This is a genomic window from Pseudomonas lini, from assembly GCF_964063345.1.
GTDB classification, from domain to species: Bacteria; Pseudomonadota; Gammaproteobacteria; order Pseudomonadales; family Pseudomonadaceae; genus Aquipseudomonas; species Aquipseudomonas lini_B.
Genome location: NZ_OZ061318.1, coordinates 3,434,609 through 3,455,711 on the forward strand (window position 1 = coordinate 3,434,609; position 21,103 = coordinate 3,455,711).

Annotated in this window: 20 protein-coding genes; 18 read left to right on the forward strand and 2 right to left on the reverse strand. The window is 60.9% G+C overall.

Annotated elements, in window-relative coordinates:
- The first annotated feature begins 1 nt into the window (after position 1).
- From AB3226_RS15555 to AB3226_RS15570, 4 genes are read left to right on the forward strand one after another with little or no spacing between them, the layout of a single operon-like run.
- The gene (locus AB3226_RS15555; RefSeq protein WP_367373685.1) at positions 2–1,516 is read left to right on the forward strand and encodes a TolC family protein; all 1,515 of its coding nucleotides are present in this window, start codon (positions 2–4) and stop codon (positions 1,514–1,516) included.
- Positions 1,500–2,105 carry an adenylyl-sulfate kinase gene (gene cysC / locus AB3226_RS15560; RefSeq protein ID WP_367373686.1) on the forward strand — a complete coding sequence of 202 codons (606 nt, stop codon included), beginning with the start codon at positions 1,500–1,502 and terminating at the stop codon, positions 2,103–2,105. The genes AB3226_RS15555 and cysC overlap by 17 nt, the downstream gene beginning before the upstream one ends.
- Positions 2,102–2,887, forward strand: a complete 786-nt coding sequence (locus AB3226_RS15565; RefSeq protein WP_367375804.1) for an aspartyl/asparaginyl beta-hydroxylase domain-containing protein — start codon at positions 2,102–2,104, stop codon at positions 2,885–2,887. Before cysC ends, AB3226_RS15565 begins: the two co-directional genes overlap by 4 nt.
- A complete protein-coding gene (locus tag AB3226_RS15570) occupies positions 2,875–3,819 on the forward strand; it encodes a sulfotransferase family protein (protein WP_367373687.1) in 945 nt (314 codons plus the stop codon). Before AB3226_RS15565 ends, AB3226_RS15570 begins: the two co-directional genes overlap by 13 nt.
- Positions 3,820–3,938: 119 nt before the next feature.
- On the opposite strand, the gene AB3226_RS15575 is transcribed toward AB3226_RS15570, so the two are convergent.
- Positions 3,939–4,697, reverse strand: coding sequence for a slipin family protein (locus AB3226_RS15575; protein ID WP_008009522.1), 759 nt, complete (start codon positions 4,695–4,697; stop codon positions 3,939–3,941).
- A gap of 2 nt (positions 4,698–4,699) precedes the next feature.
- A complete protein-coding gene (locus tag AB3226_RS15580; RefSeq protein WP_367373688.1) occupies positions 4,700–5,248 on the reverse strand; it encodes an NfeD family protein in 549 nt (182 codons plus the stop codon).
- A 212-nt stretch (positions 5,249–5,460) separates the two neighbouring features.
- Here AB3226_RS15580 and AB3226_RS15585 point away from each other — a divergent pair, with 212 nt between their 5' ends.
- From AB3226_RS15585 to pgaD, 14 genes are all read left to right on the forward strand, one after another.
- A complete protein-coding gene (locus tag AB3226_RS15585; protein ID WP_367373689.1) occupies positions 5,461–5,928 on the forward strand; it encodes an aminoacyl-tRNA deacylase in 468 nt (155 codons plus the stop codon).
- Positions 5,929–6,054: 126 nt separating this feature from the next.
- Positions 6,055–6,300: a DUF2789 domain-containing protein gene (locus AB3226_RS15590; protein WP_367373690.1), complete on the forward strand. Its 246-nt coding sequence runs from the start codon at positions 6,055–6,057 to the stop codon at positions 6,298–6,300.
- A 90-nt stretch (positions 6,301–6,390) separates the two neighbouring features.
- Positions 6,391–6,636: a type II toxin-antitoxin system Phd/YefM family antitoxin gene (locus AB3226_RS15595; RefSeq protein WP_367373691.1), complete on the forward strand. Its 246-nt coding sequence runs from the start codon at positions 6,391–6,393 to the stop codon at positions 6,634–6,636.
- Between the two features lie 126 nt (positions 6,637–6,762).
- Positions 6,763–7,191 (forward strand): MarR family winged helix-turn-helix transcriptional regulator, encoded by a 429-nt coding sequence (locus AB3226_RS15600; RefSeq protein ID WP_367375805.1) that lies wholly within the window; start codon positions 6,763–6,765, stop codon positions 7,189–7,191.
- The gene (locus tag AB3226_RS15605; RefSeq protein WP_367373692.1) at positions 7,188–9,260 is read left to right on the forward strand and encodes an FUSC family protein; all 2,073 of its coding nucleotides are present in this window, start codon (positions 7,188–7,190) and stop codon (positions 9,258–9,260) included. Before AB3226_RS15600 ends, AB3226_RS15605 begins: the two co-directional genes overlap by 4 nt.
- Entirely contained in the window at positions 9,257–9,466 is a 210-nt protein-coding gene (locus tag AB3226_RS15610) for a DUF1656 domain-containing protein (RefSeq protein ID WP_030128598.1), read from the forward strand. Before AB3226_RS15605 ends, AB3226_RS15610 begins: the two co-directional genes overlap by 4 nt.
- A complete protein-coding gene (locus tag AB3226_RS15615; protein ID WP_367373693.1) occupies positions 9,463–10,350 on the forward strand; it encodes an efflux RND transporter periplasmic adaptor subunit in 888 nt (295 codons plus the stop codon). Before AB3226_RS15610 ends, AB3226_RS15615 begins: the two co-directional genes overlap by 4 nt.
- The gene (locus AB3226_RS15620) at positions 10,347–11,795 is read left to right on the forward strand and encodes an efflux transporter outer membrane subunit (RefSeq protein WP_367373694.1); all 1,449 of its coding nucleotides are present in this window, start codon (positions 10,347–10,349) and stop codon (positions 11,793–11,795) included. Before AB3226_RS15615 ends, AB3226_RS15620 begins: the two co-directional genes overlap by 4 nt.
- 81 nt (positions 11,796–11,876) lie before the next feature.
- Positions 11,877–12,512 (forward strand): NADH:ubiquinone oxidoreductase subunit N, encoded by a 636-nt coding sequence (locus AB3226_RS15625; protein WP_367373695.1) that lies wholly within the window; start codon positions 11,877–11,879, stop codon positions 12,510–12,512.
- 281 nt (positions 12,513–12,793) lie between these two features.
- Complete coding sequence (locus AB3226_RS15630) at positions 12,794–14,305, forward strand: YdgA family protein (RefSeq protein WP_367373696.1); 1,512 nt, start codon at positions 12,794–12,796, stop codon at positions 14,303–14,305.
- Between the two features lie 417 nt (positions 14,306–14,722).
- Entirely contained in the window at positions 14,723–17,203 is a 2,481-nt protein-coding gene (gene pgaA / locus AB3226_RS15635) for a poly-beta-1,6 N-acetyl-D-glucosamine export porin PgaA (protein ID WP_367373697.1), read from the forward strand.
- Between the two features lie 12 nt (positions 17,204–17,215).
- On the forward strand, positions 17,216–19,213 hold the full coding sequence (gene pgaB, locus AB3226_RS15640) for a poly-beta-1,6-N-acetyl-D-glucosamine N-deacetylase PgaB (protein WP_367373698.1): 1,998 nt from the start codon (positions 17,216–17,218) through the stop codon (positions 19,211–19,213).
- Position 19,214: 1 nt separating this feature from the next.
- Positions 19,215–20,573 (forward strand): poly-beta-1,6-N-acetyl-D-glucosamine synthase, encoded by a 1,359-nt coding sequence (gene pgaC / locus AB3226_RS15645; protein WP_367373699.1) that lies wholly within the window; start codon positions 19,215–19,217, stop codon positions 20,571–20,573.
- Positions 20,570–21,097, forward strand: a complete 528-nt coding sequence (gene pgaD, locus AB3226_RS15650) for a poly-beta-1,6-N-acetyl-D-glucosamine biosynthesis protein PgaD (RefSeq protein ID WP_367373700.1) — start codon at positions 20,570–20,572, stop codon at positions 21,095–21,097. The genes pgaC and pgaD overlap by 4 nt, the downstream gene beginning before the upstream one ends.
- Positions 21,098–21,103 lie beyond the last annotated feature (6 nt).

Below are 21,103 nucleotides of genomic sequence, written 5' to 3' on the forward strand. Positions count from 1 at the left end.
GATGAAGAGAAGTCAGAAGTTATTCGGCGCCAGCCTGCTGGCGCTGGCGATCAGCGGGTGTGCAGTCACCAGTAAACCGATCGAACGCAGCGTCAGCCAACAGCGCGCCAAGAGCGATCTGCAAAACATGTACACGGGTCAGGAACCCCTCAGCGGGCCGCTGACCCTGCACCAGGCCATGGCTCGCGCGGTGAAGTACAACCTCGAAGGCCGGCTCAAGATCATGGAGGAGGCCTTGGCCAAGCGCCAACTCGACCTCGCCAGTTTCGACATGCTGCCACGCATGGCGCTGGATGCCGGTTACGTGGGGCGTAACAACGTCAACGCTTCCAGCAGCCAGAGCGTGGAAACCGGAACCCAGTCCCTGGAACCATCGACCTCCCAGGACCGCGACCGTGAAGTGGCGGACCTGACCATGGTCTGGAACGTGCTCGACTTCGGCGTCAGTTACATCAGTGCCAAGCAGCAGGGCGATCAGCGGCTGATCGTGCAGGAGCGTCGGCGCAAGGTGATCAACACCATCGTTCAGGACGTACGCTCGGCCTATTGGCGAGCCATGGCCGCCGAACGTTTGCTCAAGCAAATCGACAGCCTGATGGCCCGGGTCGAAACCGCTCGCAACAATAGCCAGAGCATGAGCGAACAGCGCATCGGCGATCCGATTCAGGCATTGGGTTATCAGCGCTCACTGATCGAAGCGACCCGCCAACTGGAAGAACAGCGCCGTGCGTTGTCGCTGGCGAAAACCGAACTGGCGACCCTGATCAATCTGCCGCTGGGCACCGACCTCAAGTTGGCGACCCAGGACGATTACGTCATCCCGGAGCTCAAGATCGACCTCGCCAGCCTGGAACAGGAAGCCCTGACCAGTCGGCCGGAGTTGCGAGAGCAGGATTACCAGACCCGCATCAGCGCCGCCGAAACCCGCAAAGCCATGCTGCGTCTGCTGCCGGGGCTGGAGTTTTCCGCCGGTGGGCATTACGACAGCAACTCGTTTTTGGTGGAGCAGGGCTGGGCGGATTACGGGGTGAAAGTCACCTGGAACCTGTTCAATGTGATTTCAGCACCCGCCGCGATCGACGTCGCCAAGGCCGGTGAAGAAGTCGCCGTGGCGCGTCGACAGGCGATGTCGATTGCCGTACTGGCGCAGCTTTACGTGGCCAACGCCAACTATCGCGAGGCGATGCGGCAGTTCAAGACTAATCAGCAACTATCAGACATTGATGGGCAAATCGTCGGCCAACTGCGCAATCGTTATCAGGCGGCCGGGCTTGGCGAACTGGACCTGATTCAGGGTGAGCTGAACACGTTGCAAGCGGATCTGCGACGCGACTTGTCTTACGCCGACCTGCGCAACGCTTACGGGCAAATCTTCGCGAGCGCCGGTCTTGATCCGTTGCCTGACGAAGTGCAATCGACCGAAGTCCAATCCATCGCCACCGCCCTGGCCAATCGCGAAGAGGCGTGGGCGGCGGGCAACATCTCAGTGCCGGTGGCCCATGCCCCGGTCCAATAACCTGCTGGCGCCGACGGCGAGCATCAGCCGCGCCCAAAGGGAGACCCGCAACGGTCATCGTGGCGCGGCGATTCTGCTGACCGGTTTACCGGCCGCGGGCAAGTCAACCTTGGCCCAGGCACTGCACGCCGAGCTGTTCGAGCACGGTGTGCAGAGTGTGGTACTCGATGGCGACGGACTGCGGGTCGGGCTCAATCGCGATTTGGGGTTTACCGACAGTGATCGCCTGGAAAACATCCGCCGCGCCAGCGAACTTGCGGCGCTGTTGGTCGAGAACGGGCAGATTGTCATCCTGGCGATGATCGCGCCCTTGGTGGAGTTGCGTGAAGTGTTCGCCCGACGGTTGGGCGAGGATTACCGCGAAGTCTGGTGCAGCGCCTCGTTGGCAGTGTGTGAACAGCGTGACCCCAAAGGTCATTACGCTCGGGCTCGACGGGGTGAGTTGGCGGGGTTTACCGGTGTCTCCGCGCCTTACGAACCACCGCCATGTGCGTCGCTGGTGCTCGACACGGGCGCGCAAACGGTCGAGGCCTGTCTCGACCGTTTGCTGACCTGGCTCGGCGAATGCGCGGTGCTGCCGAAACGATGAGTCGGCCGGCCTTCTCCCGCTTGCCGGTAACGGTGGATTTGCCGTTGCTGTTGCAGGCGCTGGCGGCAATAGGCGAGGGCGATTGGCACAGTCACTTCAATAGCGATTATTACGCTGGTGACTGGAGCGGTGTGGCGCTGATTTCCGCAGCCGATGCCTTGACTGAACTGTCGCCCGGTCGCGGTGAGCCTTTATTGCGTTCGCCCTGGCTGCAAGATGTTCGATGGCAGCAAGGGCTGCGGGATCTGCCGCTGGAGATCGTCTGCGCGCGCCTGTTGCGGCTCGGCCCGGGCGGGCGCATTCACGAGCATCGCGACTATGACCTGGGCGAACCAGACGCTGATTTGCGTCTGCACATTCCGCTGCTCAGCCCACCCCGAGTGGACTTTCTGCTGGACGGCCAGCGCATGCCGATGGCCGCAGGCGAATGCTGGTTTCTCGACCTGTCACGGCCTCATCGCGTGGACAATCGCGATACCCAGGCACGGATTCATCTGGTGCTCGATTGCCGACCCGGTGCCTGGCTGGAGCAGGCGATTATCGACGGGCTGGCAACCACGCCGTCGCCGCAAATCGGCCATGACGCTTTTGCGCAGTTTCAGACATTGGTGGCCAGCGATCCGCAGCTGTGCAAGTCCTTGCAGGGGTTGCAGGACAACCAAGCTTTTATCGTCCGTACGCTGGAGCTGGGGGCCGAGCGGGGTCTGCTGTTCACCCGTGAAGAACTGCGCGCGGCGATGCGCGACGGTCGCCGTCAATGGAATGAACAATGGAGCGCCTGAACCTCGAAGGCTGGTTGCCGATCCGCGTGTGGCAAGAGGGTGGGCAATGGCAAGTCGACTGGTGCTGGTTCGGTGACACGCGTCTGCATCAGCCGTTTTTTCGTGATGCGGTGGAGGATGCGCTACGGCTGCCGTTCAATCAGGCGTTTCGCCGAAAAACTGCATTGTCGAGCCTCGCTGCCTGGCAGGTTTGCAGTCCCGGCCTGACGCCGAGCGCCTTTATCTTTCACGCCTCTCGCTGCGGCTCGACCCTGATCAGCCAGATGCTCGCGCAACTCGATAATCACATCGTCATCAGCGAATCACCGCCGCTGGATACGTTGCTGCGCAGTGATTTGCCCGCCGTCGAACGCTGTGCCGCCATCAAAGGCTTGCTGTCTGCCTACGGGCAACGTCGGCTTGGCGTGGAGCAACGGCTGGTGATCAAACTCGACGCCTGGAACATCGGTGAACTGCCGTTGCTGCGCGAGTGTTTTCCTGAAACCCCGTGGTTGTTTCTTTATCGCGATCCGCTGGAAATCGCCGTCTCGCATCTGCGTCGCCCGGGCATGCACATGGTGCCGGGGATGATCGGGGCGAGTGTGCTGGATGAGGAATGTCCGTTCAGCAGCCGTGAGGATTTCATCGCCCGACGATTGGGGAGGTTGCTGACGGTGGGGGTGGCGCAATGCCGGGCGTTTGGGGGATGGGCGGTGAACTACAGCGAACTGCCGCAAGCCATGACGGGGCGGTTGGCGGCGTTCTTTGCTTTGGATATCGAACAATGCAAGCAGGTGCTCACGGCGGCGGGACAACATGCCAAGCAGCCGTCGCAGGTGTTTGTCGGCGACAGCGATGACAAGCGTCGCGAAGCCTCGGTGCTGCTTAACGAACGCATACAACAATGGGCGCTAGAGCCTTATGAGGCTCTGGAGCAATTGCGCAAAAAATAATCGCAATGGCCTTTGTGGCGAGGGAGCTTGCTCCCGCTGGGGTGCGAAGCGCCCCAAAAATCTACGACTGCTACGCAGCCGAGCGGGAGCAAGCTCCCTCGCCACAGGTCATCGGTGCATCAAGGTTTCGACGACAAATCCGCCATCCCCTTGAGCAACTCTATCGGCAGCGGGAAAACGATGGTCGAACTCTTGTCCCCGGCAATCGAACTCAGCGTCTGCATGTAACGTAATTGCATGGCCCCCGGCTGGCGGCCGAGCATTTCAGCAGCCTGCATGAGCTTTTCCGAGGCCTGCAATTCGCCTTCGGCGTGGATCACCTTGGCCCGGCGTTCCCGTTCGGCCTCGGCCTGTTTGGCGATGGCGCGAATCATCGATTCGTTGAGGTCCACGTGCTTGATCTCGACGTTGGCCACCTTGATGCCCCAGGCGTCAGTTTGAGCATCGAGCACTTGCTGGATGTCGACATTCAACCGCTCCCGTTCGGCCAGCAATTCATCGAGTTCATGTTTACCGAGCACCGCCCGCAACGTGGTCTGCGCCAGTTGGCTGGTGGCCATGAGAAAGTCTTCGACCTGAATGATCGCCCGTTGCGGATCGAGCACGCGGAAATACAGCACCGCATTGACCTTGACCGAGACGTTGTCGCGGGTGATCACGTCTTGCGGCGGTACGTCGAGTACCACGGTACGCAGGTCGACGCGAACCATTTGCTGAACCACCGGAATCAGCAGGATCAGGCCAGGGCCTTTGACCTGCCAGAAGCGTCCGAGCTGGAACACCACGCCGCGTTCGTATTCGCGCAGGATGCGGAAGGTCGACCCCGCCAGTGCAATCAGCAATAGCAGCAGCGCGGCAAAACCCAGTTGCAGGCCCATGACTATCCTCCGCCATCATTGTTCATTGCGGGCACCGCGTCAGCCGCGGCCACTTCCAGCAGGAGACCCTTGCGTGCCACCACCCGGACCTGTTGACCCGGTTGCAGCGGTGTTTCGCTCAGTACCTGCCATTGTTCGCCTTGCAGATGGACCCAGCCGATATACGCATCGCCAGCCTGCAACGACGTTACCGGCGTCACGCTGCCGAGTAATTCGTCATCACCGCTGACGTTGCGGCGCGGTCGGGTTTTCAAGGCGTGGATCAGCAGGAAAATCAGCAGCAAAGCACTGATCAACCCCAGGCCGATCATCAGGGGAACAGGGACCTCGGTATTGGTCAGAATCACCGCGCCGATCACGAACATCACAATGCCGCCCAGACCGACCACGCCGTAATTGGGCAAGGCCGCCTCGGCAATCAGAAACGCTATGCCGAACGTGATCAGCCAGATCCCGATAGGGTTGGGAACCAGCAGGACGACGGTGTCCGCTGCGAAGACCGATCCGCTCAAGGCCAACAGCAGCGCAATTGCACAGCAACGAGTGTTCACTTGACCCTCCGGGAGAGTCATCCGTCCGCGAGCTGTTCGTAGCTCTGTATACAAGTCTAGTTGAGCCTGCACTTGTATGAATTTTGACCAGTTGTCGACAGCGTCCGACGGGCGGATTTCACGCCGGATCCCGCCAGCGGGCCTAGACTTTTAAGGGAGACAAAAAGTTAACCATCGTCCGCGATTCGTTGCTGCGGACACCGAGGTGCATCATGCGTATGGCTAAAACCGTGCAGAACAGCCTGGAAAAGGCGCACTGCGACTATGACATCGTTTCCCACCCGCACTCGGCCAGCAGCCTTGAAACGGCTCGGCTCGCGGGCATTCCTGCCGAACGGGTCGCCAAATCGGTGATTCTCGACGATCGCCACGGGCATTACCTGATGGCCGTGCTACCCGCCAGCCGTCACCTGGACCTGAGCAAAGTACGTGGCAGTAGCGAATGGCAAATCACCCGTGAAAGCAACCTGCCGCACCTGTTCGATGATTGCGAACGCGGCGCCGTGCCTGCACTGGGTGAATCCTACGGGATGGACATGGTCATCGACCCACAGCTGACCCGGCAGAAAGACATCTACCTCGAAGCCGGCAACCACAACAATCTGGTACACATGAGCGTACCGGAATTCTTGAAAATGGTGCCGCATGCCGAGGTGTGCGAGTTGAGTCTGTCGGCGTAGCGTTGCCGTCAATCGCGGGCAAGCCCGCTCCCACAGGAATTGCGAAAACCCTGTGGGAGCGGACTTGCCCGCGATTGACCGCGTAGCGGTCACCCCCATTTAGTAGCCATCACGAAGGAGCCAAACATGGAATCCCCAACCCACAGCCTCCCATCTCTGTTCAAACAACTCGGCCTGTCTGATGACGCCGAAAGCATCGATAAATTCATCGCTACCCATTCACCACTCAAACCCGAACTGCACCTGGCGGACGCGTTCTTCTGGAGCGAGAGCCAGGCAGAGCTGCTGCGTGAGGAGATTCTGGATGATGCGGATTGGGCGGAGGTGGTGGATCAGCTGGATGTGCTGCTGAGGAAGGGGCGGGGGGTGTAAACGAAAAACCTCGTCACAGGTTTCTTCTGGGTCTTATTAACTTGCTTGAAGTAGCTTCCATGGCGACAAATCCCAAGATGAGACTGACCCATGCAATATGTTTTGGCCGAAAGAATCATCAGCATCACCGAGTTGGCTAAAAACGTCGGTGCTGTCTTGCGGGATACACAAGCCGGGCCAGTCGCGGTAGTGGATAACAATCGAATCAGGGCGTATCTGGTTTCGGCGGATCTCTATGAAGCGATGCTGGACCGCCTGGATGATGTCGACCTTGCAACGCTCATACGCGCTCGCAATCAGGAAACTGGCGAACCAATCAGTCTTGAGGACCTGTGAAAACTCATTGCCAGCATGAGAATTGTTTCAAAACTTGACCAACTTTCCCCGCCAATGCCATATTGATAGTTAGCAAACTAACAGTGTGTGCCTCCCTTCATGCCAAAGAATCTCGCCGCTCTCCAGATGAACATCAGCAGCGCCATGGTGGTGGCCGCCAGGCATTGGCGGAAGATCTGCCAGACCACGCTGGTCAACTATGGAATCTCCGAAGCCTGCGCCGTGCCGTTGTTGATGATCGGGCGTTTGGGTGAGGGTGTGCGGCAGGTGACGGTCGCGCAGGCGGCGGGGATGGAGAGTCCTTCTCTGGTGCGTTTGCTGGATCAGCTGTGCCATGCCGGTTACGTCTGTCGTACCGAAGACACCCAAGACCGCCGCGCCAAGTGCCTGAGCCTGACCGAGACCGGTCGCGAACTGGTGCAGGCAGTCGAAATCGAGTTGGTGCGTTTGCGCCATGAAGTGCTCGAAGGGATCGCCCCGAGTGATCTGGAAGCGGCGCTGCGGGTACTGAAAGCTTTCGAAGCGGCCAACCATCCTGCGGTGGCTCAACCTTGAGCGGATTTTTCACTGGCGTGCCCCCGGCGCGGGACTGGTTCTACGGTGTGCGCACGTTCGCGGCATCGATGATCGCGCTGTACATCGCCATGCTTATGCAAATGCCTCGTCCGTATTGGGCGATGGCCACGGTGTACATCGTTTCCAGCCCGTTCGTCGGCCCTACCAGCTCCAAGGCGTTGTACCGCGCCGTTGGCACTTTGCTCGGTGCGGCGGCGGCGGCTTTTTTCGTGCCGATGTTTGTGCAGAGCCCTTATGTGCTGGTGGTGGTCATCGCGCTGTGGACCGGAATTCTGCTGTTCCTGTCCTTGCACCTGCGCACGGCCAACAGCTACGCCTTGATGCTCGCCGGTTACACCTTGCCGCTGATTGCGCTGCCGGTGGTGGATAACCCGCTGGCGGTGTGGGATGTGGCCGAGGCGCGCACCGAAGAGATCTTTCTCGGCATTGCCTGCGCGGCAGTGGTCGGCGCCATGTTCTGGCCACGGCGGCTGGCACCGGTGTTCAACGATTCGGTGAATAAATGGTTCGCCGATGCCTCGACCTACAGCCTGCGTTTCCTCAGTCGCAACGTGCAGCCGGACGAAGTCAGCGCCCTGCGTTCATCGATGGTGGCGAACTTCAACAGCCTGGAATTGATGATCGGGCAGTTGCCCCACGAGGGCGCGCGGCCGCAGACAGTGCGTAATACCAAGGAACTGCGCGGGCGAATGATCCATCTGTTGCCGGTGATCGATGCCCTCGACGACGCGCTCTATGCCCTCGAGCGACGCACGCCGGAGCTTGTGGATAAGTTCGCGCCACTGCTGACCGCGACCGCCGAATGGCTTGACCACAAAGACGCGGACCTCGACCGCTGGCAAGCCCTGAAAAACCAGCTCGAAGCGCTGCAACCGAGTGCCGAGGCGCTGGACGATCGCAAGCAGTTGCTGTTTTCCAATGCGCTGTATCGCCTCGGCGAATGGATCGATGTGTGGCAAGACTGCCGCAGCCTGCAATATGCCATTCAGTGCGAGAGCCAGGACAGTTGGCGCGCGGTGTATCGGCACTGGCGCCTCGGTCGGCTGTCGCCGTTTCTCGACCGTGGCTTGATGCTCTATTCGGCCGCGTCCACGGTCACTGCCATCATCGTCGCCTCGGTGCTGTGGATTCTGCTCGGCTGGACCGACGGTGGCAGCGCAGTGATCCTGGCGGCGGTGGCGTGCAGTTTTTTCGCTTCGATGGACGACCCGGCGCCGCAGATCTACCGGTTCTTTTTCTGGACCGCGATGTCGGTGCTGTTCGCCAGCCTCTATCTGTTTCTGATCCTGCCGAACCTGCATGACTTCCCGATGCTGGTGCTGGCGTTTGCCATCCCGTTCATTTGCGTCGGCACTCTGACGGTGCAGCCGCGCTTCTATCTGGGCATGTTGCTGACCATCGTCAACACGTCGTCCTTCATCAGCATTCAGGGTGCCTACGACGCGGATTTCCTCAGCTTCGCCAACTCCAACCTGGCCGGGCCCATGGGCTTGCTGTTCGCGTTCATCTGGACCCTGATCGCCCGGCCATTCGGTGCGGAACTGGCGGCCAAGCGCCTGACCCGCTTCAGTTGGCATGACATCGTCAGCCTGACCGAGCCAGCCACGCTGGCCGAACACCGACAATTGGGCGTGCAGGTCCTCGATCGCCTGATGCAGCACTTGCCGCGGCTGGCCATGACCGGCCAGGACACCGGGATTGCACTGCGGGAAGTTCGCGTGGCCCTGAACCTGCTCGACCTGCTGGCCTATACGCCGCGTGTGGTGGGCGTGCCGCAGGTGCTGCTGCAACAAGTGGTGGGCGAAGTCGGCGAGTACTTCAAAGCGTGCCTCAAGGCAGACGAACGCTTGCCAGCGCCGAGCCCGTTGCTGATGACCCTCGACCGCACCCGTCGCGCCCTCGACACCAAGTGCGATGACGGCGCCCGTCTGCATTTGCTGCACGCCCTGAGCGGCTTGCGCCTGGCCTTGCTGCCGGGTGTGGAGTTCGTCGGCGCGGGCGAGCTTGAAGAACCGCTTCCCCATGGCATCGATGGAGCGCCTTTATGATCGGTGATCTGGATATCAGCGGGGTGTTCCTGCCCACGCTGCTGGTGCTGATGGGCATTACCTACGTGTTGTACCTGTTGGTGCACGGGTTGCTGACGCGCCTGCACTTTTACCGTCTGGTCTGGCACCGGGCATTGTTCAACGTGGGTCTCTACGCCTTGCTCCTCGGCGCCGTGGACTCACTCAGTCGATACCTGATGACATGAAAAAACCTTTTTTGACCCTCGGCCGCGTGGTCCTGACGCTGTTGATCGTGACCTTCGCCGTTGTCGTGGTCTGGCGCATGGTCATGTATTACATGTTCGCGCCCTGGACCCGGGACGGGCACATCCGCGCCGACATCGTGCAGATCGCCCCGGACGTGTCGGGGCTGATCCAGCAAGTGGAGGTGCGCGACAACCAATGGGTGAAACGCGGCCAAGTGCTGTTCAGCATCGATCAGGACCGTTTCAAACTGGCGCTACGCCAGGCAAAAGCGGCCGTCGCCGACCGTCAGGAAACCCTGGCCCAGGCTCAGCGCGAGGCTAAGCGTAACCGTGGCCTCGGCAATCTGGTGCCCGCCGAGCAACTGGAAGAAAGTCAGTCCCGTGTCGCGCGCGCCGAAGTGGCGTTAATGGAGGCGCAGGTGGCGGTGGACAGCGCCCAGCTCAACCTCGACCGCTCGCTGATTCGCAGCCCGGTGGATGGCTACGTCAACGACCGTGCGCCGCGTTCCCAGGAGTTCGTCACCGCCGGGCGGCCGGTGTTGTCGGTGGTGGACAGCAATTCCTTCCACATCGATGGTTATTTCGAAGAAACCAAACTGGACGGCATTCATGTCGGCCAGAGCGTCGATATTCGCGTGGTCGGCGACCGCGCCCGTCTGCGTGGGCACGTTGAGAGCATCGTCGCCGGTATCGAAGACCGCGACCGCAGCAGTGGCAGCAATCTGTTGCCCAACGTCAATCCGGCGTTCAGCTGGGTGCGGCTGGCGCAGCGGATTCCGGTGCGTATCGCCTTCGACGAGGTGCCAGCGGACTTCCGCATGATTGCCGGCCGCACGGCCACGGTGTCGATCATCGACGATCAAGCCCGGGAGCCGGCGCAATGAGCAGGACGTCGGGTTTGGCGATGGCCGGGTTAGGGCTGTTGCTGTCGGCCTGTCAGGTGGTCGGGCCGGATTATCACTTGCCGGACGAGGCCGCCGTGCACCGTGAAGACTTTCAGGGTGATCTGGCGGTGAACGGCAAGAATGTCGTCTCGGAACCGGTGCCCAGCGATTGGTGGCGGTTGTATCAGGATCCGCGACTGGACCAATTGGTGCAGCAGGCCATGGCCTCCAACACCAATTTGCGGGTGGCGGCGGCGAATCTTTCGCGGGCTCGCGCTCAGGTCGACGAAGCGCAGGCGGCGGGCGGTTGGAGCGGCGGCGTGAAAGTCGGTGCCCAGCGTTTGCAGGAGTCTGGCGAGGCATTCTTGCTGGCGGATAAAGTGCCGGTGGCCAACGTCGGTGACATCGGTATCACTACGTCCTATCAGTTCGACCTGTTCGGCACGTTGCAGCGCGGCATCGAAGCGGCCAAAGCCAATGCCGATGCGACCCAGGCGGCAGCGGACACCGCGCGTATCACGCTGGTGGCCGATGTGGTGCGGGCTTATACCCAAGTCTGTGCAGCCAACGAAGAGCGGGAGATCGCTCAGCATTCCCTCGATCTGCAAGCCCAGAGCACCACGCTGACCCAGCGCTTGCGCGATGCCGGGCGCGGTGATGAAACCCAGGTCACCCGTTCACAAACCCAATTCAAATCCTTGCGCGCCGAATTGCCGCGTTATGAAGCGGCACGTCAGGCCGGATTGTTCCGCTTATCGATGCTGCTGGCCAAACCGGTCGAGCAATTGCCGGCGGGCACCAGCGACTGCGCCGAGCTGCCAAAAATTGCGCAATTGTTGCCGGTGGGTGACGGCGCCACGTTGCTCAAGCGTCGACCCGACGTGCGGCAGGCCGAGCGCAGATTGGCGGCCGCGACGGCCGGTATCGGCATCGCAACCGGCGAGTTGTACCCGGACATCAGCATCGGCGCGACCGTTGGCTCGGTCGGGATTCTGGAAAACCTCGGTAAACCGGCGACCAATCGCTGGGGGTTCGGCCCGTTGCTGAGCTGGACCGTGCCGTCCAACGGCTCCCGCGCACGAATCCGTGAGGCCGAGGCAGCGACCCAAGGCGCGCTGGCGCATTTCGATGGCGTGGTACTCAACGCCATCCGCGAGACTCAGACCGGCCTGGCGCAATATTCTGCGCAACTTCAGCGCCGCGATGCGTTGGCAGATGCCGAGCAATCGGCGCAACTGGCGGCAGACCAGACCCACCGCTTCTTTCAGGCTGGCCGCGCGTCGTTTTTGGCGGACCTGCAAGCCACCCGCACCTACACCGACGTACGGGCGCAACTGGCTTCGGCCAACACTCAAGTCGCGATGAGCCAGATCGATTTGTTCCTGGCTTTGGGCGGCGGCTGGGAAAGCGGACGAACGCAAGGCTCACAACCCGGCAAACCCTGAGGCCGTTGCTATGCTTTGAGTTGATGGGGGCGCGCGGCGAACCCATCGATCAAGGCTTGCGTTGGTCATGGGGATCTAATAATGAAAAACCCTTATGCTCCCGGCTTCTGGTGCGCCATTGCGGCATTGGTTTTGCTGTCGGCCACCTATTTCTACGGCGTCATGCTCGCCCACCAGCTCGACACGGCGCTGATATTCCTCGACAGCGCGGCGGCGTTGATCGCCGCGATGGCTATCGTGGTGGTCGCCTGGGCTTCATTACAGGGCCAGCGCATCAAGAAACGACAACTCGAACAAGGCAAGATTCTGGTGCAGATCTGGGACACCAAAGTGGCTTTGCGTCGCGTCGAAACGGTGTTCGACCGGTATTTCTGGGGCAGTTACTGGCAACCGGGGCGCACGTTCCAGGAAGTCATGGGCGAACTCACCGGTACGCCGCTGGAAAAAAGCCTCGAAACCTTGAAAAAACAATGCCTGGCGCTGGATAAGCAAGTGGCCGACGAGGGGTGGCACTGGCTCAACAATGCGCGAGAGCTGTCCGATGTCGCCAACGCCATGGCCCGTGAACGCTATCAGCTGGATTTCTGCGACCCGCGCGCGGAAGTGACCGGCGGGGCGGTGATCAATCGGGATTTTGAAGTGCTGGTGTATACGTGGACAGCGCGGCTGAAGAGTTTTGATCATCAGCTTGATGAAATTGAAGTGCAGTATTCGTGAATTGAGGTTGGCTGGACTGACGCCATCGCGGGCAAGCCCGCTCCCACAGGTTCAGCGCAATCCTTGTGGGAGCGGGCTTGCCCGCGATGGCAATCTTACAGCCGCCGAAACTCTCGCCCCTTCTACGCGGTCCATGGACACTCTTTCACCTTTAATCATTGGGCCGCTTTGCGGCGCAAATGCTAATCTCCATCCCACTTTTAGCGCAGTCGTGACCGCAACCCGTCATGGGTTCAGGGAAGACGACCACACTTTCAACAACGGACATTGACGGGTACTTCATGAATAAATCAGCAGGCGTGCTTCTAGGAATTGTCGTGGCCATCGGTGCAATCAGTGCCGGCGGTGCGTGGTACACCGGCAGCAAACTCGATGGGGTGCTGAACACCTCGATCGCCGACGCCAACAAAGAGCTGCAAGCCGCGCTGGCTGGTTCCAACGGTACGGCGTCGCTGGAGCTGGTGTCGCTGGACCGCCATGTGTTCAGCAGCACCGCGCACTACCGCCTCAAGGGCGAAGGCGAGATGTTTGGTGAAGCGCCGGTCGAGTTGCTGTTCGTCGACCGTATCGAACACGGTCCGCTGCCGTTCTCGCGTCTGGTATCGCTGAAATGGTTGCCGGTCCTGGCCACCAGTCACTACGAGTTGGAAAAGACCCCACTGACCGAGAAGTGGTTCGCGGCCGCCAAGGACCATTCCCCGGTCAAAGGCGTGGTCAACATCGGCTACGACAACTCCACCAAGGGCACCCTCGAATTTCTGCCGCTGGAAGCAGCATTGGATGACAAGTCCAATCTGACGTTCTCCGGATTGAAACTCGACGTGGCTGCCAGCGCCCAGGCGCAAAAGGTCAAGGCTGACGGTTACATGGACAGCCTGAAGCTGACCACCGTGGCCGAAGATCAGACCCCGGTGCAGGTCGAACTCAACGGCTTGACCCTGGCCAGTAACCTGAACAAAAGCACCTACGGCTATTACGTCGGCGACAACACCCTCGAGCTGACCAACAGCAAAACCACCTTTGGTCCCAAGCAATCGGTACTCGGTTTCAAGAATTTTGAAATGAAGAACAAGACCGAGGAGTCGGGCACTAATGCTTCGGGGCGTGCCGATTACAAGGTCGGTGAAGTGTCCTTGAACGGCAAGGTTATCGGTTCCGCGCAGATGGCCATGAGCCTGAAAAACCTCGACATCCCGTCAACGATGTCGCTGATGCAGATCTACCAGACCAAACTGCAACCGTACGAAAAGGCCGCCACTGAAGCTGCTGCCGCTGGTCTACCGGCGCCGGAGCTGAACCTGACGCCGGCCGAAGAGGCGCAAGTCAAAATCGGCCTGGAGAAACTGCTGGCCGCCGGCCCGCAGGTGGCCCTGGAAAACCTGTCGTTCAACACCAGCAACGGCGAAAGCCGCGCCAACCTGGTGCTGGACCTGACCAAACCGCAGTCCATGGACCTGCCGCCAGACCAGTTGGTCAAGCAATTGATCGCGCTGCTGGACTTCAACGTACTGGTGTCCAAGCCAATGCTGGTTGATGTGCTCACCGTGCAGTCGCAAATCGACGGCCAGACCGACGCCAAGCTCATTGCCGATCAGGCGAGTGCAACCGCCGACATGTTCGGCAGCATGGCGGTCGGCACGCAACTGGCGAAACTGGACGGTAACAACGTCGTCACCAAACTGCACTACGCCAATAATCAGGTGGACTTCAACGGCCAGAAAATGACCCTGGAGGAGTTTGTCGGCTTCGTAATGAGCAAACTCGGCGGCACTGGCGACGTCACCATCCAGTAAAACCGCAGGCTTGCGCGCAACGCCCGGCCTCTGCAACACGCAGACGTCGGGCGTTTTGCTGTCTGGGGTTTTGAAACGAGGAGAGGGGGAGGAGGTTCCAATGCCAGTCAATCAAGGCACGGAACCTGTGGGAGCGGGCTTGCCCGCGATGAGGTCGTGTCAGTCGATAGAGATGTGAGCTGATAGATCGCTATCGCGGGCAAGCCCGCTCCCACAGGTGTCTGCGTTTGGCTGACTGGCATTGAAGAAGGGCCCCAACGTCAGGAATCTGAATAATTATTGTGTTCTGAATAGTCGACTACGCTTGCATGCAAGACTATGTCGATAAAGCTTGGCTGGGTCTTTCGACCTGGCTTTTCTCGTTACGAATGGGCAAGGGACATTGCGACCCGGCTAGCCATGTAAGGATGCTGACGAATGCCGTGTTTTGCTGGTCCCTTTATTCATCGTGGGTTGCGCCCCTTGTTTCGCGTTGCGCTCTGCGGTCAGTTGCTGTGGCCGATGCCGGCGCTCGCCGACACCCCCTACGACCAAATGGTTCGCGATGCCCGGGCCGGCAATTACACGCCTGCGCTGACCGCGTTGCGTCAGGTGCCGGTAAGCCAGGCCACCACCGGCCAGATCAGCGATCACCTGCAGATCGCCAGCTGGGCTGGGCTGGATGCCGAAGTGGTCCAGGTCTATGAAACCCAGGGGCACAATCGGGCGTTGCCGGTTCAGGCCCTGACCGCCACCGCGCGCGCCTATCGCAACCTCAAGCGCTGGGACTCGGCGACCCAGGTGTACAACAAGGCCCTGGCCCTTGAACCGCAAAATGCCGATCTACAACTGGGGTTGGCGATGACCCAGGCCGACGCCGGTAAACCTGACGAGGCGGTTGCCCGCGCCAGGGCGCTGGTGGCGGCGAAACCGGATGATCCTTCCCGCCGCCTGGCCTTGGCCTACGCCTTGACCCGCGCCGGTGCCACCTACGACGCATTGTTTGAATACGACCAGGCCTTCATCCGCGCCGGCAGCAAGCCCGACGTCGCTCGGGAATACGTGATTGCCTTGCAACGCGCCCGTTTGCCGGAACCGGCCTTGCGCCTGGCGCGTCAGCGACCGGGGTTGCTGGATCCGGTCACGCTGCGACGTCTTGAAGGTGATCTGGCCGCAGAGCGCGTGCGGTTGGCCGAGCTGGCCACTCGTAGCGAAAAAGAACGTTATGTGATCGCTGATCGGGCGTTGGCCGATTACGACCAGTTGCTGGCGACCTGGACGCCGGATCCTCAGGCCCACGATGACGTCATCCGCTGGCGAATCGACCGCATGGGCGCCCTCAAGGCCCGTGCGCGCACCGCCGATGTGATCGTCGAATACCAGAAGTTGCTCGCCGAAGGCGTGAAGATTCCGACCTACGCCCTGCGTTGGGTGGCGTCGTCCTATCTGGACCAGCGTCAGCCAGAAATCGCCACCGATGTGTATCGTCAGGTGCTGGTGGCGCCGGATGCCGATGTCGGCGACCGCCTGGAAGACAGCACCGCGCTCTATTACGCCTTGCTCGAAAGCGATAAGGCCGATGAAGCGCGTCAGATCGCCGAAGACCTGGCCAAGACTCAGAAACCGCGCGTCGAGCTCAAGGGTTTGCCGGTGGGCAATCCCAACGATGAATGGATGGACGCGCAGCAACTCGCTGCCCAGGCCGGCACCTACGGCGCTGACCTGCCGTCGGGCGAGCAGCGTTTGCAGACGCTGGTGGAGCAGGCGCCCGGCAACCTCGGCCTGCGTCTGGCCCAGGCCGATTTGTACCTGGCCCGGGACTGGCCACGACGCGCCGAGAATCAGCTCAAGGAAGCCGAGAGCATGGCGCCGCGGGACATCGGCCTGGAAATTGCGCAAGGCCACACCGCCATGGATCTGCAGGAATGGCGGCAGATGGATGCGCTGACCGACGATGTGGTCGCGCGCTATCCGAACAACCGTCAGGTCCAGCGTTTGCAGCGTCAGCGTGCAGTCCATGACATGGCCGAGCTGCGGGTGGAGGCCTATGGCGGCAAGAGTTATGGCGGGGGCAACGGCGACGCCGGGGCGGTCAACGGCAGTCGCGATTTCGGCATCGAAACCACGCTGTACAGTCCACCCATCGATGAAGACTGGCGCGTGTTCGCCGGTGCCGGTTACGCCACCGGCGACTTCCAGGAAGGCACCGGCCACCATCGTTTTCAGCGCGTCGGGCTTGAGCGTCGAACCCGCGACATGACCCTGGAAGCGGAAGTCTCCAACCATTCCTACGGTTTCGGTGACAAACAGGGCGCTCGCCTGGCGATTGCCCGAGACATCGACGATCACTGGCAGTACGGCGGCAGCCTCGAATACCTGTCGGCGCAGACGCCGCTGCGGGCCTTGAACAGCGACATTACCGCCAATGGCGGCAGCGGCTTCATCCGTTGGCGCGCCAATGAGAGCCGAGAGTGGAGACTGGCGGTCAGCCCCTCGCACTTCAGCGATGGCAACAATCGTGTCGAAGCCTTGCTCACCGGTCGCGAGGGTGTTTATCGCGCGCCTGGACTGCAGGTCGACCTCGGCCTGGAGGTCGGCACCAGCCATAACTCCAGCTCCAGCGACGTGCCGTACTTCAACCCCAAATCCGACTTCAGCGTGCTGCCGACGGTGAACGTCAACCACGTGCTCTATCACCGCTACGAAACCTCCTGGAGTCAGCAGTTCCAGGCGGGTGCGGGCACCTACAGCCAGCGTGATCACGGGACCGGCGGCGTCGGCCTGCTGGGTTACGGCCAGCGCTACAGCTGGAACGATGTATTGGAGGTGGGCGGCCTGCTGAGCGTGATCAACCGGCCTTATGACGGCGACCGCGAAACCGATCTGCGCCTGCTCGTCGACCTCACTTACCGCTTCTAGAAGAGTTTGAAGATGCCTTTTATTTCGCGTTTCATCCTTCTGCTGGGAGCGCTGTTGATCAGCGCCTGCGCCCAGCAAGCCCCGGCCTTCGCACCGCCGTCCGAACGCCCGGTGTCGGCCAATGAAAAGCCGTGGCCGAAAAACCACGTACTCGGGATCGCTTACCACGATGTCGAAGACCGCGACCCCGATCAGGCGGTAGTGGCCGTGCGCACCGAGCGCATGATCGAGCAACTGGCGTGGCTGCGGGAGAACAACTACAAGCCGGTTACCGTCGACCAAGTCCTGGCGGCTCGCAACGGCGGCCCTGAACTACCGCCCCGGGCGATCATGCTGAGTTTCGATGACGGTTATTCGAGCTTCTACACCCGCGTGTTGCCAGTGCTGCGCGCCTATAACTGGCATGCCTTGCTGGCGCCGGTGGGGACGTGGATCGATACGCCGCTGAACCAGCCAGTGGATTTCGCCGGTACACCGCGCAAGCGTTCGGACTTCCTGACCTGGGAACAGATTCGCGAGATTTCCCGATCCGGCCTGGTGGAAATCGCCGCCCACACCGACGCCAGCCACAAAGGCGTATTGGCCAACCCGCAAGGCAACCTGCAGCCGGCGGCCGCGACCCGGCGCTATGACGCTGTTAACGGACGCTATGAAACCGAAGCCCAATTCCAGGCCCGGATGCGCGCCGATGTGGCGGCCATCTCGGAGAAAATCCGCAAGGTCACCGGTTACAAACCGCGTGTCTGGGTCTGGCCATACGGCGCGGCGGACGGCACCTCACTGCAAGTGGTCAACGAACAGGGTTATCAGATGGCCCTGACCCTGGAAGATGGCCTCGATGCCCTCGACAATTTGATGAGCAGCCCGCGCTTTTTGGTGGCTTCGGATCCGAATGGTGAACGCTTTGCCAACAGCATCGTCTCGGTGCAGACCGAATCACCGATGCGTGTGGTGCATGTGGACCTGGACAACGTCTACGACAAGGATCCGGCCCAACAGGAAATCAACCTCGGCAAACTGATCCAGCGCATGGCCGACATGGGCGCCAACACGGTGTTCCTGCAAGCTTTCGCCGACCCAGCGGGTGATGGCCTGGTGCGCTCGCTGTACTTCCCTAACCGGCACCTGCCGATGCGCGCCGATATCTTCGACCGCGTAGCCTGGCAGTTGCGCACCCGGGCTCAGGTCAAAGTCTATGCCTGGATGCCGGTGCTGAGTTTTGCCCTCGATTCGAAGCTGCCACGAGTCACTCGCTGGGACCCGAAAACCGCTACCACCTCGATCGATCCGGACCAGTACAAGCGCTTGTCGCCATTCGATCCGAACGTGCGGCGCATCATCGGTGAAATCTACGAAGACATGGCACGCCTGACCTCGGTCGACGGCATCCTCTATCACGATGACGCGATATTGTCGGACTTCGAAGACGCCGGGCCCGAAGCCCTGAAAGTCTATGCCGCCAACGGTCTGCCCGGTTCGGTTGCCACCCTGCGCGACGATCCAGCCATGCTGCAACGCTGGACGCGATTCAAGAGCCGCTACCTGATCGATTTCACTCACGAACTGACCGCCAAGGTTCGCGCCATTCGTGGCCCGCAAGTGAAAACGGCGCGCAATATTTTCGCCGAACCAATGCTCAACCCCGAGAGCGAAGCCTGGTTCGCGCAGAACCTCGACGATTTCCTGGGTGCCTACGACTGGACCGCGCCAATGGCCATGCCACTCATGGAAAAACAGAGCCGCCAGAAATCCGGCCCTTGGCTCGAAACGCTGGTGGCGACGGTGAAATCGCGCCCCGGCGCACTCGACCGCACGGTGTTCGAATTGCAGGCCCGTGACTGGACGAAAAAAGCCGACGCCGACATCGGCGGCGAACAGTTGGCTGACTGGATGGGCCGTCTCAAGCGTCAGGGCGCCACCAGTTTCGGCTACTACCCGGACAACTTCCTCGAGAACCAGCCGGATCTGAAAACCGTGCGGCCCGCGCTCTCCAACAAGTGGAATCCATAACATGCTGGACAGACTTTTAGCCCTGCTGGTTCTGGCGATCGTCCTTGGGGTTCCCCTCGGGCTGATCTTTCTGCTCACCGGGCAATTCCTGATGGACTTCGTGTTCTTTTATCCACTGTTCATGTCGGGGCTGTGGATCGCCGGCGGCCTGTATTTCTGGCTGCATTGGGAGCGGCACTGGCCGTGGCAGGACGACACTTTGCCGCCACCGCTGGCCGGCGAGCCGCTGATCTCGATCCTGATCCCTTGCTACAACGAAGGCGACAACGCGGCCGATACCATCCACGCGGCGCTGGCCCAGCATTACCCGAACATCGAAGTGATCGCGATCAACGACGGCTCCAAGGACAACACCGCCGCGGTGCTCGATGCACTGGCGGCGCAGGATCCGCGTCTGCGGGTGCTGCACCTGGCGGAGAACCAGGGCAAGGCCGTGGCCCTGCGCATGGGCGCCATTGCGGCGCGCAGCGAGTATCTGGTGTGCATCGACGGTGACGCATTGCTGGCGCCGAACACCGCGGCGTATCTGGTGGCGCCGATGCTCGACAATGCGCGACTGGGCGCCGTGACCGGCAACCCGCGAATCCGCACCCGTTCGACCCTGATCGGCCGCGTGCAGGTCGGCGAGTTCTCGTCGATCATCGGCCTGATCAAGCGCACCCAACGGGTGTTCGGGCGGATCTTTACCGTCTCCGGGGTGATTGTCGCCTTCCGCCGTACGGCGCTGAACCGGGTCGGCTACTGGAGCCCGGACATGATCACCGAAGACATCGACATCAGTTGGAAGCTGCAACTGGATCACTGGAGCATTTTCTACGAGCCCCGCGCGTTGTGCTGGATCCTCATGCCGGAAACCCTCGGCGGCTTGTGGAAGCAGCGTCTGCGCTGGGCTCAGGGCGGTGCCGAGGTGCTGTTCAAGAACATCCGTGGCATCTGGCAATACCGCCATCGTTACCTCTGGCCGCTATTGTTCGAATACTGCCTGTCCACCGGTTGGGCGTTCACCTTTCTGCTGTCAGTGATTTTCTGGGGCGTTGGCAAGTTCGTCGAAATGCCGCCAGCCATTGCCGTTGATCACCTGATGCCGCCGGCGTTTACCGGGCTGCTGTTGGCAGTGGTCTGCCTGGTGCAATTCGCGGTCAGCATCCTGATCGACCGCCGTTATGAAAAGGGCCTCGGCAAGACCATGTTCTGGGTGATCTGGTATCCGCTGGTGTTCTGGCTTATCAGCCTGTTCACCACTCTGGTCAGTTTCCCCAAAGTGCTGTTCGGCCAACATCAGAAGCGCGCGCGCTGGGTCAGCCCGGACCGGGGCATCAAGCCGCTGAATGACGATGAAGAGGAGGAGGTCATCAAATGAGAATCATCAGAACCCGGCAGCGGCCCTTTCTGGTCGTGATCGATATTTTGCTCACCGTGCTCGCTTGGGTCGGTCTGCTGTATTTGCTGGCGCGGGGTTTGTGGCCGTTGATCGATACCCATGACGGCCCGCGCATTGATGCGTCATTTTTCGACGCCCTCGGCACGTTGCAGATTTACCTGTGGGTGGCGTTGTTGAATGCGGTGATCCTGATCACGTGGGCGCGTTATCAACAGCGCAAAAGCAAGAGCTTCGCCCAGCGCCGTTTGCCGGCGCCGGTGGTGGATGATCAGGGGCTCAGCAAAAGCTTCAAGCTGACTGGTGACCGGCTGGCGAAATTGCGCACGCCGGGCTCGATGACCATTCATAACGATCAGGATGGCGATGTCAGTCATGTCGTTACGCACTTCTTCCCGGTCGACCCGGCCCAACTGCCATCGCCTTTGGCGCCGCTTGAGCATCCGTTCGTGATTCGCTTACCGGCCGAAGATGACGACAATCGAGAGCCGGTGAGCCATCTCTAGGCATAT